Annotated in this window: 10 protein-coding genes; 5 read left to right on the top strand and 5 right to left on the bottom strand. The window is 66.4% G+C overall.

The features are described from left to right. Nucleotides 1-118 precede the first annotated feature (118 nt). Both CXY83_RS00380 and CXY83_RS00375 read left to right on the top strand, forming a co-directional pair. Nucleotides 119-1357: a low temperature requirement protein A gene (locus CXY83_RS00380; protein ID WP_104195461.1), complete on the top strand. Its 1239-nt coding sequence runs from the start codon at nucleotides 119-121 to the stop codon at nucleotides 1355-1357. Nucleotides 1358-1546: 189 nt separating this feature from the next. Next, nucleotides 1547-1924 carry an ATP-dependent DNA ligase gene (locus tag CXY83_RS00375; RefSeq protein WP_233200488.1) on the top strand — a complete coding sequence of 126 codons (378 nt, stop codon included), beginning with the start codon at nucleotides 1547-1549 and terminating at the stop codon, nucleotides 1922-1924. A gap of 116 nt (nucleotides 1925-2040) precedes the next feature. Here the strand turns inward: CXY83_RS00375 and paaZ are convergent, their stop codons facing one another. The 4 genes from paaZ to CXY83_RS18465 all read right to left on the bottom strand — a co-directional run bounded on the left by paaZ (nucleotide 2041) and on the right by CXY83_RS18465 (nucleotide 7607). Then, nucleotides 2041-4098 (bottom strand): phenylacetic acid degradation bifunctional protein PaaZ, encoded by a 2058-nt coding sequence (gene paaZ / locus CXY83_RS00370; RefSeq protein WP_104195462.1) that lies wholly within the window; start codon nucleotides 4096-4098, stop codon nucleotides 2041-2043. Between the two features lie 50 nt (nucleotides 4099-4148). Then, nucleotides 4149-5042, bottom strand: a complete 894-nt coding sequence (locus CXY83_RS00365) for a 3-hydroxyacyl-CoA dehydrogenase family protein (RefSeq protein WP_104195460.1) — start codon at nucleotides 5040-5042, stop codon at nucleotides 4149-4151. Beyond that, nucleotides 5042-6226 carry an acetyl-CoA C-acyltransferase gene (locus tag CXY83_RS00360; protein WP_104195459.1) on the bottom strand — a complete coding sequence of 395 codons (1185 nt, stop codon included), beginning with the start codon at nucleotides 6224-6226 and terminating at the stop codon, nucleotides 5042-5044. The genes CXY83_RS00365 and CXY83_RS00360 overlap by 1 nt, the downstream gene beginning before the upstream one ends. A 169-nt stretch (nucleotides 6227-6395) precedes the next feature. Then, complete coding sequence (locus tag CXY83_RS18465) at nucleotides 6396-7607, bottom strand: DEAD/DEAH box helicase (RefSeq protein ID WP_369831106.1); 1212 nt, start codon at nucleotides 7605-7607, stop codon at nucleotides 6396-6398. A 1300-nt stretch (nucleotides 7608-8907) separates the two neighbouring features. Here CXY83_RS18465 and CXY83_RS00350 point away from each other — a divergent pair. Next, nucleotides 8908-9393, top strand: coding sequence for a GNAT family N-acetyltransferase (locus CXY83_RS00350; protein WP_104195458.1), 486 nt, complete (start codon nucleotides 8908-8910; stop codon nucleotides 9391-9393). Nucleotides 9394-9579: 186 nt separating this feature from the next. Here CXY83_RS00350 and CXY83_RS00340 read toward each other — a convergent pair whose 3' ends face one another. Beyond that, a complete protein-coding gene (locus CXY83_RS00340) occupies nucleotides 9580-10353 on the bottom strand; it encodes an IclR family transcriptional regulator (RefSeq protein ID WP_104195457.1) in 774 nt (257 codons plus the stop codon). A gap of 143 nt (nucleotides 10354-10496) precedes the next feature. Between CXY83_RS00340 and hutH the strand changes: the two genes are divergently transcribed. Both hutH and CXY83_RS17935 read left to right on the top strand, forming a co-directional pair. Further along, nucleotides 10497-12101, top strand: coding sequence for a histidine ammonia-lyase (hutH, locus tag CXY83_RS00335; protein WP_104195456.1), 1605 nt, complete (start codon nucleotides 10497-10499; stop codon nucleotides 12099-12101). Between the two features lie 240 nt (nucleotides 12102-12341). Then, nucleotides 12342-12561 (top strand): hypothetical protein (locus CXY83_RS17935; protein WP_233200487.1); only part of this gene is annotated, 220 nt, incomplete at its 3' end.

Raw genomic sequence — 12561 nt, 5'->3', positions numbered from 1 at the left:
TTCCGCACCTTTGGGGTACGTATAGATACATTACGGCCACCACACCCACCCGTCAAAACGCCCCCCACCCGGGCGTGTCGCGACCGGGTAGGGGGAGACTGAAGAGGTGAGCCGATCAATGAAGACGACACAGCAGCATCCGCTCGAACATCGCGCATGGGTTCTGCGCCTCGGGTTTCGGCGAAACCTGCTGAGGCCAGCAGACTCGGACCGCAGCGACCGGGTGACCCACATTGAATTGTTCTTCGATCTGATTTTTGTCTTCGCGCTCACCCAGCTGTCGCGCTACCTCTACGCCAACCAGTCCTGGGTTGGAGCGCTCGAGTCGATCATTCTGGTGCTCGCGCTCTGGTGGCTCTGGGTCTACACGACCTGGGTGACCAACTGGCTCGACCCGGCCAAGCTTCCCGTGCGCGGCGTCGTGATCGGGCTATCCCTCGTGGGACTCGTGATCAGCACGTCGATTTACGATTCGTTTGGCAATCAGGGTCTCGTCTTCGCCGTCGCCTATGTTGCCCTGCAACTGGGCCGCACGGTCTTCATGGTGCTCGCCCTTGCCCGGCACGATCCGGCCCTGCACTCGACCTTTCTTCGCATTCTGCTCTGGCTGTCGGTAGCGAGTGTCTTTTGGATCGTCGGGGGCCTCATGCCCCTGTCGGTGCGGCTGCCGGCCTGGTTGATCGCCTTGGTGATCGAGTACGGTTCAGCCAGCCTGGGATTTCGCATTCCTGGCTTGAAGGCGCCGGGCGTGGATGACTGGGATGTGTCTGGACCGCACATCGCCGAGCGCAGTGCCTTGTTCGTCATCATCGCAGTGGGTGAGTCCTTTCTGGTCACCGGCTTTGCGTTTGTCGATCAGAAGGCATCCGCTCTCGGGATATTCGGGCTCTTTCTCGCCTTTGTGAACGGGGTGGCCATGTGGTGGCTCTACTTCGATCATGGAGAGCAAGCTGGGAGCAAAGCAATCGCGGCATCGAGCGAGCCGGGCCGCATCGCTCGGCTGGCCTACACCTACGTGCACGCGGTCATCATTGCGGCAATCGTGCTGACCTCGGTCGCGGACAAGTCGTTGTTAGAGCATCCGGAAGGTGCCATGACGCTCCCGGCGGCCGTGATTATTATCGGCGGGCCGTCGTGTTATCTGGTCGGGCTGCTGCTCTTTCGCTGGATCGTCACGCGCACGCTGCTCGTGTCCCACCTGGTGGGGCTCGGACTGCTCGCCCTGGCTGGCGTGGCGGCAACGGTCCTGACTCCACTCGGGCTGGGGGCGGTGACCTCCGTGGTGCTGGTCACCGTTGCGGCGTGGGAGACCATCGTGCGAGTCCACACCGGTACAACCGACGACGACGCGGGCTGAACCGAGACCGGGAGGCTGGCATTTTTGGCGGCCTGACCTAAGCGGATGCCTGGCCTGCCCGAAGAACGCTGGTCCGGACCCCGAACAAAGTGAGCGAGGGACGAGTGGGGACGTTGGACTCTACTGTTGCGCCTGAGCAACCGCGACACTGAGGTAAGCGAGATCGCTGAAACAGATCGGAAGGCAATCATGGGTTCTCTCACGTATGACCGCGTCATCGTGGAGATCGATGATCGCACCCTCGCGCACCTGCAACTCGTGATCGTGCAGAAGCTGCGCCGGGGCGAGAGTTTTCTCCTGTCCTGGCAGGATTGCCCATCGGTGGGGTCTGGGCGCAGTTCTGTCTGGCTGAACCAGGCCATCCCGTTGTATTTCAAATACGCCGGCGGACACGCAGCCACGCTCAACCGAGAGTGGATCGAAGACCTCAGCCGCTCGGCCAACAGCACCCAGGGTCTCATGATCGTCAGCGAGGCCGGTTCGTCGCCGGTCACCACTCTCGCCGCGCGCTCGAAAACGACAATCAACGCGCGAACGACCGCTCGCACCGATACGGTCCTGGCATAGTCTGCGTCACGGCACCACGCTGCGCTCCGGACAGAGTTCATGACCGGACCTTCGGCAGATTCACGAAACCGGGCCCTCGCTAAAAGCGCGGGCCCCGCTTTCGAATCTGCAGCGACCTAGTGCTTCGCGACGAGCGTGAGCACGTCATAGGACGCGACGAGTTCGTCATTCTGGTTGGTCAGCACGGCATCCCAGCGCACCTCACCGTATTCGTCGGTCTCGCGCGGGGTGATCTGCTTCGCAGTGAGCGCAACGCGAATGCTGTCACCGGGCGAGACTGGTGTGACGAACCGCAGGTTCTCCAGTCCGGAGTTGGCGAGCACCGGCCCGGGCGCCGGGTCGACGAATAGTCCGGCGGCCCACGAGACCAGCAGGTAGCCGTGCGCCACGCGGCCCGGGAAGAACGGATTGGCGGCGGCGGCCTCTTCGTCCATGTGGGCGTAGAAGGTGTCCCCGGTGAACTGGGCAAAGGTCTCGATATCTTCGAGCGTTACCGTGCGGGAGTCCGAAACGATCTGGTCACCGATCACGAGTTCGGCCAGGCTCTTCCTAAACGGATGCGTGTCGCCGACCCGCGCAGTGGCGCCTTGGTGCCAGATTCCGGTGATGGCCGTGAGCATTTCGGGTGAGCCTTGAATGGCAGTGCGCTGCATGTGGTGCAGCACCGCGCGGATGCCGCCCAGCTCTTCGCCGCCGCCGGCCCGGCCCGGGCCGCCGTGCACGAGCTGCGGAACCGGCGAACCGTGCCCGGTCGAGGTGCGGGCATCGTCTCGGTCGAGCACGAGCACGCGACCGTTGAAGGCAGAGATTCCAGTCATCAAGGCGACGGCCACGGCCGGGTCATGCGTGGCGATACTGGTCACGAGCGACCCGCCACCCCGCCGCACGAGGGCGACAGCCTCGTCGAGGGTGTCATAGCCGAGCACGCTCGAGACCGGGCCGAAGGCCTCGACCTCGTGTACGGCGGCAACGGAGGCGTCGTCGAAGCGCAGCAGTAGCGGCTCGACGAAAGCGCCATCGGGAGCGGGCGCGGTCGTGCCGTTGGCGTGCAGAACGGCCGGGGCATCCGTTTTGCCGACGACCAGTTTGCCACCGGCGGCCTGGAGTCGGGCGACCTGCTTGAGTACTTCGCTTCGCTGCGCGGTAGAGGCGAGCGGGCCCATGGTGACGCCCGCGGCGCGGGGATCGCCGAGCACGATACGTTCGGTGATGCGCGCCTGCACTGCCGCGACGACGTCACCCATGGCCGCGCGCGGCACGATGACGCGGCGGATGGCGGTGCACTTCTGGCCGGCCTTGACCGTCATCTCGGTGACGACCTGCTTGACGAAGGCGTCGAATTCGGGGGTGCCGACGGCGGCATCCGTTCCGAGAACGGAGGCATTGATCGAGTCGGTCTCGTTGGTGAAGCGCACTCCGCCGGTCTGCACGGAGTCGTTCGCGCGCAGCTTTTCGGCGGTCGAGGCCGATCCGGTGAAGGCGACGAGGTCACCGAGGCGCACGTCATCGAACAGGGTCGGCACGCTGCCCGAGACCAGCTGCAGCGAACCTTCCGGCAGCAGACCGGAGTCGGCGAGGATGCGCACGAACGCCTCGGCGAGGTAGCCGGAGGGGGTTGCCGGCTTCACGAGGGTGGGCACTCCGGCCAGGAAAGCCGGCGCAAACTTCTCGAGGGCTCCCCAGACAGGAAAGTTGAACGCGTTGATCTGCACGGCGACTCCGGGCAGGCGCGAGTAGATGTGGCGGGCGATGAAGGAACCGTCCTTGGAGAGCGGCTCGACCGGTCCGTCGACGTAGACGCGGGCGTTGGGCAGTTCGCGGCGACCCTTGGATGAGTAGCTGAACAGCACTCCGATGCCGCCGTCAATGTCCACCCATGAGTCGACCTGGGTGGCGCCGGTGCGGCTGGAGACGGCGTAGAGCTCCTGCTTATGCTCGGTCAGCAGCAGCGCCATCTGCTTGAGCAGCAGGGCCCGCTGGTGAAAGGTGAGCTCGCCGAGCGATTTCTGGCCGACCGTGCGCGCATACTCGAGCGCTTCCGCGAGGTCGAGGCCGTGCGTGCTGACGCGCGTGACGACCTCACCGGTCGAGGCGTCACAGACGTCCACAGCAGCGGATGCGTCGGCGGGGGTCCACCAGGCGCCCTGAACGTAGCTGGGCAGAATGGTCGTCATGGGTTTTTCCTTGTCTTCTGTGCGGGATGCGGTGGAGGCCCGGGCACTCATCAGGCTTCGTTCCAGCGGTAGAAGCCCTGGCCGGACTTGCGGCCAAGCTTGCCCTCTGCCACGAGCCGGCGCAGCAGCGCGGGCGGTTCGAAGCGGGCGCCGAGCTGTTTATGCAGGTACTCGGCAATGCCGAGACGCACGTCGAGTCCGACCAGATCGGTCAGTTTCAACGGCCCGACCGGATGCTTGTAGCCGAGCATCATCGCGGCATCAATATCCGAGGCGCTCGCGACACCTTCCTCGAGCATGCGGATGGCCTCGAGCCCGAGGGCCACTCCGAGCCGGGACGAGGCGAATCCGGGCGCGTCACTGACGGTGATTGGAGTTTTGCCGAGGGCAGAAACCCAGCCCTGGGCATCCGCTACCAATTCGGGCGAGGTGGCGCTGCCGGTGACGAGTTCAACCAGATTCGAAGCGGGCACCGGGTTGAAGAAGTGCAGACCGAGAAAACGCGCCGGACGCTGCAGTTCGTCGGCGAGGTCGTCGATCGAGATCGACGAGGTATTGCTCGCGAGGGCGGCCTCGGCCGGAAGCTGGGCCTCGACCTTTTGTAGGGCCTCGACCTTCTGCGCACGCACCTCGGGAACGGCTTCGACGACCAGTTCCCGGTCGGCGAACAGGCCGAAGTCCACTCCGACGGCGAGGCGAGACGTAAGTTCCGCGCGGGTCTCACCGGTAGCGCCGCGGGCGATGCTCGCGTCGACGGCGCACAACACGCGGTCGCGGGCGGCCGTCGCCTCGGTGTCACCCCGTTCAATGAGGGCCACGTGGGCTCCGGCGAGCAAAAAGGCGTGTGCTATGCCGGCGCCCATACGCCCGCCGCCGAGTACGCCGACGCGGGCGGGAACGCCGGATTCGCCGCGATCACCCAGTTCCAGTTCAGACACCGACATCAGACACGCTCCATAATGAGGGCCGAGCCCTGGCCGACGCCGACACACATCGTCGCGAGGCCGTGCCGGGCATTTTCCCGTTCCATGCGGGCGAGCAGGGTGACGACGAGGCGTGCACCGCTCGATCCGAGCGGATGCCCGAGCGCGATAGCGCCACCGTCGCGGTTGACGATTTCATCGTCGAGGCCCAGGCGACGAATGCACGCAATCGACTGCGTGGCAAATGCTTCGTTGAGCTCGATCGCTCCGAGGTCGGCGATGCTCAGGCCACTGCGGTCGAGGGCGCGCTGGGTGGCCGCGACCGGGCCGAGGCCCATGATCTCCGGAGCCAGGCCGACGCTCGCGCCGACCACGATGCGGGCGCGCGGCGTGAGGTCGTACTTTTCCACGGCCTCACCGCTCGCCACGAGAATCGCCGAGGCGCCATCGTTGAGCGAACTGGCGTTGCCGGCCGTGACGACGGAGCCGCCGGAGACAATCGGGCGCAGGGCGGCGAGGCCTTCGATGGTGGTGTCGCGCCTCAGGCCCTCGTCAACGAGCACCTCGCCCTTTTTGGTGGGTACGCCGACGATTTCATCGACGAAGTGACCGGCGTCGATCGCGGCGGCGGCGCGCTGATGGCTGCGGAGAGCGAAGGCATCCGCTTCGGCGCGGGTGATGCCGTCGAGTCGGGCGACTTCTTCGGCCGTCTCCGACATGGAGAAGGTGGCCTTGTCGCGGGCGGCAAGTGTGGGGTTCACGAACCGCCAGCCGATGGAGGTGTCGAACTGGGCGCCGGGCTTAGCCCAGGGGCGATCGGGTTTGGCCTGCACCCAGGGGGCGCGGGTCATCGACTCGACGCCGCCGGCGATCATGAGGTCGGCGTCGCCGGCGCGGATGGCCTGCGCGGCCATGGTGATCGCCGACATTCCGGAAGCGCAGAGCCGGTTGACGGTGATGCCCGGCACGTGGTCGGGCAGGCCAGCAAGCAATCCGGCCATCCGGGCGACGTTGCGGTTGTCCTCACCGGCCTGGGTGGCGGCGCCGAAGATAATCTCTTCGATCAGTGCCGGGTCGATGCCGGCGCGGCGCACGGCCTCACCGACGACGAGCGCGGCGAGGTCATCGGGACGAACCGAGGCCAGTGCTCCACCGTAGCGACCTACCGGGGTGCGTACTCCTCCAACGAGGTAGGCCTCGGCCATGTTTCTCTCCTGACGACGGTGTCTGCGGGTGCCTGCGGGAACGTGGAATAAATTACCGACCGTTCGGAAGGTAATTCTGGCAGATGCGGGTGGGTTCGCACAACCCGCCCGGCACGCAAAAAGAGGCACCCGCCGAATAGCGGATGCCTCTTTCTAGATCAAGCGATTATCAGATGTTGGCGAGTTCACGCACAGCCGCGTCACCGGGGGTGGCTGTGGTGTAGCTCGCGTCGATCTCGGCCCGGTCGAGCAGCTCGTCCATGCGGCGCTTGCGCTGCTTGGGGATGAGCGTCACGACTGTTCCGGTCTTGCCGGCACGGCCAGTACGTCCCGCACGGTGCAGGTACGTCTTGTACTCGTCGGGCGCGTCGGCCTGGATGACCAGGTCGATGTCGTCGACGTGGATACCGCGAGCAGCGACATCCGTTGCGACGAGCACGTTGACCCGACCACTCGTGAGCATCTGCAGGTTGCGGGTACGGCGAGCCTGGTTGAGGTCACCGTGCAGGCTGGTGGCCTTGACTCCGGCGTCTTCGAGCTGGTCGGCGAGCTGCTCAGCGTAGGCGCGGGTGCGGCTGAAGATGAGCGTCTTGCCGTCGCGGTTGACGAGCTCTTCGATGATGCGGCCCTTGTCGCGGTGCTCGATGACGAGCACGCGGTGGTCGATCGTGGAGGAGGCCTGGTCTTCACCGGCGACCTCGTGCACGGCCGGGTTGGTCAGGAATTCCTTGACCAGCGAGGCAACGCCCTTGTCGAGGGTGGCGGAGAAGAGCAGTTTCTGGCCGCCGGCTTTGGTCTGGCGCAGGATGCGCTGCACCGGCTCGAGGAACCCGAGGTCGCACATGTAGTCCGCCTCGTCGAGCACGGTGACGACGACTTCACTCAGGTCGAGACGACCCTGGTCAATGAGGTCTTCGATACGGCCGGCGGTGCCGATGATGATGTCCACGCCGCGCTGGAGGGCGCTGACCTGGCGGTACTGCGGAACGCCGCCGTAGATCTGGGTGGTGAAGAGGCCGACGCTGCGGGCGATGGGCTGCACGGTGCGGTCGATCTGCAGGGCGAGCTCCCGGGTCGGGGCCAGGATGAGAGCGCGGGGCTTGCGGGCCATCTTGCGGTCCTTGGCGCCGTTGTTCTCCATGAGCTTTTCCACCAGGGGGGCACCGAAGGCGATGGTCTTGCCGGATCCGGTCTTGCCGCGCCCGAGCACATCGCGCCCGGCGAGCACGTCGGGGATCGTGGCAGCCTGGATCGGGAAGGGCGACGGAGCGCCGAGGGCGGCGAGCTCGCGCACGATGTTCTCGCCGAGGCCCAGGTCGCCGAAGCTTACACCGACGACATCAGAGGCCGTCGTCGCGATGGCTTCGAGACGCTCGAGCACGACGTCTTCGCCGCCGGCGAAGGTGGGCTTGACACCGTCTTCGCTGCGCTTCGGGTAGAACTTGCTGTCGCCATCGTCGGAACGGGTCGGACGGTCGTTACCGAAGTCGCGACGGGGCGGGCGATCGTCGTTCGAGCGACGCGGAGCCCGGTCGTCGAAGCTGCGGGGAGCACGGTCTCCGTAGGAGGGACGCTCGGTGCGGGCCGGACGATCGTTGTNGCCGGACGATCGTTGTTGTAGGCCGGACGATCCGTGCGCGGAGCGCGGTCTCCGTAGGAGGGACGCTCGGTACGAGCCGGACGATCGTTGTTGTAGGCCGGACGATCCGTGCGCGGAGCGCGGTCTCCATAGGACGGACGCTCCGTGCGCGCCGGACGGTCGTTGTTGTAGGCCGGACGATCCGTGCGCGGAGCGCGGTCTCCATAGGACGGACGCTCCGTGCGCGGGGCGCTGCTGCGGTCACCATAGGACGGACGGTCATTGTTGTAGGCCGGGCGGTCGGTGCGCGGGGCGCGGTCACCATAGGACGGACGGTCATTGTTGTACGCCGGGCGGTCGGTGCGCGGGGCGCGGTCACCATAAGAAGGACGCTCGGCGCGGGGAGCGCTGTTGCGGTCACCATAGGAGGGACGCTCGGCGCGGGGAGCGCTGTTGCGGTCACCATAAGAGGGACGCTCGGTACGAGCCGGACGGTCATTGTTGTATGCCGGACGGTCCGTGCGGGGACGGTCGTTGTTGTAGGCCGGGCGCTCGTTGCGCTCGCTGTTGGTACGACCACCGTTTTCGGGGCGAACGGAACGCGAGCCGTAGGCTGGGCGCTCGCTCGAGGGACGCTCGTTCGATCGCGCGGCGCGCTCGTCGGCGTTCCAGCGCTGCTTCTTGGGCGCGCCCTCATCAGCGCGGTAACCGCGATGTCCGGGGCTCTTGCTGCCGGCGTTGTTGGAACCGCCGTGGCCCGATCCGCCCTTGGAGGCGTACTTGGGATCAAAGTTCTTACCGCCACGACCGACGGTGGAATTGTGCGAATTGCCTTGAGGCATAAAAATATCTCTGGGTTGTGTTCAGTACATGGCAGAACAACATCGCACATGCGACGTAACTGAGAACCCGAGCAATCTGCGGTCGGGGCCGTTCACATACAGTGATTTTTCACCAGCGGATTACTGGGAAACCGGCCCAACTTGACTTACAAACCCATCCGCGCACAGCGCGGTGTCAAGAGCCGACTTATATACGTTACCCGATGGATCCGGAAAAGTCACGTAACGGGGCATGCAATGCCTCGCTCTATTCTGGTGACATGACCATTTCGATCGGTATTGAGCCGCCCCGGCAGGCCGACGTCGAGGCGCTTCTCGCCGCCGGCACCGTCTTTGCGCACTCCCTGTATCCCGTGGAGAACACGTTTCTGCTCAGCACCGACGAGCTCGAGCGTCCCGGCGTCGACGTGTACGTGGCCCGCGATGAAAACGGTAAGGCGTGCGGCATGGCCGCCCTCGTCCCGCTCGACCTCGACCTCGACCTCGACCTCGACCTCGACGCCGCAGCTGAACTGAAGCGACTGTTCGTGCACACAGAAGCTCGGGGCCGCGGTGTGGCCGGCCGTCTACTGGACCGCATCGAAGCGGATGCCGCTAGCCACGGCATCCGCTCTCTCGCGTTGGAAACCGGCACGCTGCAACACGCAGCGATGGCGCTCTACCGCGGCCGCGGCTACGAACAGATCGAGCTGTTCGGCCCGTATATCGGCGAAGAACTCAGCGTCTGCTTCGCTAAGAGCCTTTAAATCAGGCGGCGGGTGGAACCGCGTTCATCCGCAACCTGCCCGCTCGCGGCACTCGTTAGAGAAGCGGGCCCCCATAGGAACGAGTGCCCACTTTCCCGAGGAGTGCCGCGAGGCGTGCCGGAAGGCGTGCCGGAAGGCGTGCCGGAAGGCGTGCCGGAAGGCGTGCCGCAAGGTTTCGCGCGGGGCTCAGCGCGGTTGTCCGCCGATCCGGCGGGACAGTTCTGCGGCCGTCGCCATCACGGCCTGGGCGATCTGGGGCCAATGGGCCGCGGCAAATCGATCGCGTGCGAAGGTGACCGCGATGGCGGCGGCCGGCCAGCCGGCATGATCGCGCACGGCGAGCGCCACCGAGGCGATGCCGGGCGTGATTTCGCCGTCTTCTGTGGCGTAGCCATCTGTTCGCACTCGATCGAGTACGGCGCGTAGCTCCAGGCGGCTTCCCGGACCCCGCCCGTCCCGCAGCTCAAGCGACGCCTGGTTCGGGTAGAGCGCGCGCACTTGGGCGGCAGGGACCGCCGCGAGCAGGGCGCGCCCGCTCGCCGTGAGATGGGCGGGCAGCCGCACGCCCACCTCGGAGACGAGCGAGGGACGGTGCGCAGCACGCTCCTCGACGAGGTAGATCACGTCCCGACCGTGCAGCACCACGAGATGGGCGCTCTCCCCCAACCGGTCGACGAGCTGCGCGATCAAGGGGCGACCGAGTCGGGAAAGCGGTTCCTGGCGGCTGAATCCCGAGCTGAGTTCAAAGGCGGCGATGCCCAGCCCGTACCGGTGTTCCTCGGGCAGGTGCACGACGAATCCCTGCTCCACGAGCACGTCGAGCAGCTGGTAAACGGTCGAGCGTGGCAAGTCGAGGGCGCTCGCTACGTGGGCCGCCGGCGTCGGCCCACGCTGCGCGGCGAGGTGTGTCAGCAGGCGGAGGACGCTTTGGGCGGCCGGAACTTTGGACGGTGTTTTCATGGCGGGTCCCCGGCTCCGCCGACGCTGGGCGGCCCATCTGCACGCGCTTTCGCGTGCGTTGAGACTGGATGCTGTCCGGCATACCGGACAGCATCCACCTTATCGGCGTATCGCCTACCCCGGCGCGGGTGTGCAATGAAATCATGACTCGTGCACAGACGCCCAGCACCGACCTGCCCACCGCGAGCACAGCATCCGTTTCCGCAGCCAGAAACGCCACGGCGAGTGTCACTGTCGGAACCGGCGCCCTCTCGTTCGCTGACGTGATCGCCGTCGCGCGCCACAATGCGCGCGTGACGCTTGACCCTTCGAGCCTCGACGAGGTCGCAGTGACCCGCAGGATCATCGATGCCCTCGCTGCGGATCCCGAACCGCACTATGGAATCTCCACCGGCTTCGGCGCCCTCGCGACAACGTTCATCACCCCCGGCCGGCGCGCCCAGTTGCAGGCGAGCCTCGTACGCTCCCATGCCGCCGGCAGCGGGCCCGAGGTGGAACGGGAAGTCGTGCGCGCCCTCATGCTGCTGCGGTTGAGTACCCTGATGACCGGTCGCACCGGGGTTCGGCCGGCCACCGCCGAGACCTACGCCGCCGTGCTGAACGCCCAGATCACCCCGGTCGTGCACGAATACGGATCACTCGGCTGCTCCGGCGACCTGGCCCCGCTCGCCCACTGTGCCCTCGTTGTGATGGGCGAGGGCCAGGCGCGTGACACGACCGGCATTCTCGTCACCGGCAGCCAGGCCCTGGCCGCGGCCGGAATCAGACCGGTCGTGCTCGCCGAAAAGGAGGGCCTCGCCCTCATTAACGGCACCGACGGCATGCTCGGCATGCTCGTGCTCGCCCTCGACGATTTCGCCCGCTTGCTCACCACCGCCGACATCGCGGCCGCCATGAGTGTCGAAGCCCTGCTCGGAACGGATGCCGTCTTCGCGGCCGATCTGCAGCAGTTGCGGCCCCAGCTCGGTCAGGCCGACAGCGCCGCGAACCTGCGCCGACTGCTGCTTGGCTCTGGCCTGCTCGCCAGCCATGCCGGCCCGGAGGACGTGTCGGTGCAGGATGCCTATTCCCTGCGGTGTGCCCCGCAAGTGCACGGCGCCGCGCGCGACACCGCCGCCCACGCCGCCCTCGTCGCCGGCCGCGAACTGGCCAGCGCCATCGATAACCCGGTCGTCACCGTCGACGGACGCGTCACTTCGAACGGCAACTTTCACGGCGCCCCGCTCGGCTATGTGCTGGACTTTCTCGCCATCGCCTCAGCGGATGTCGCCAGTATGAGTGAACGCCGCACCGACCGTCACCTCGATGTGAGCCGCAGCAAGGGCCTGCCGCCGTTTCTCGCGCACGAGGTGGGGGTGGACTCCGGACTCATGATTGCTCAATACACCGCCGCCGGAATCGTGTCGGAGCTCAAGCGACTCGCCGCGCCGGCATCCGTTGATTCGATTCCCTCCTCGGCGATGCAGGAGGACCACGTTTCGATGGGCTGGCACGCCGCGCGCAAACTGCGCCGGTCGCTCGACGGGCTCGGCCGCGTGCTGGCGATCGAGATCATGACGGCGTCGCGATCGCTTGATCTGCGGGCACCGCTCACCCCCGCCGCCGCGACCACAGCGGTGCGCGATCTCGTGCGCACGGTAGCCGGTGGCCCCGGGCACGATCGTTTCCTCTCCCCCGAAATCGAAGGCGTTGTGGCTCTCGTGGCCTCCGGCGCGGTGCGCTCGGCTGCCGGACCCGGATTGGCGTAAATTTCGGACAACCTTACAGCGACCTTGCGTCACGCATCCACCCCGTTGTAAGCGCTGCGGCACCGTGCCATACTTGCGCCACGCTGGCCCGCCCGAGCCGCGTAAATCCATTACCCGAATGGATCAGGTTCTCATATGCTGCTTCCCGCCACGCGCCGTCATGACGTTCGGCTTGGGCGTGCGAAATTTTGCAATCGGGCGCCACGAAGCCGGGCTGTGCGGGCTGCCGAAGGCGGGCTGGTGGCAGTGGTCATCGTGGCACTCGCGCTGTTCGGCGCACCGATCGGAGCGATCGCCGACGAGGTGCCCGCCGGCTCCCCCGCAAGCCCAGCATCGATCGCGACGGCAGAGCCGACCCCCACCGCAACGCCTACACCTACGCCTACGCCTGAACCGTCGACCACACCCACACCCACACCCACACCCACACCCACACCCACACCCACACCAGTACCTGAGC

Origin of the sequence: Cryobacterium sp. M15, assembly GCF_002929675.1 — a bacterium.
GTDB classification, from domain to species: Bacteria; Actinomycetota; Actinomycetes; order Actinomycetales; family Microbacteriaceae; genus Cryobacterium; species Cryobacterium lyxosi.
Note: the sequence above shows the minus strand (reverse complement) of the source record. Positions and strands in the feature narration are given on the sequence as shown.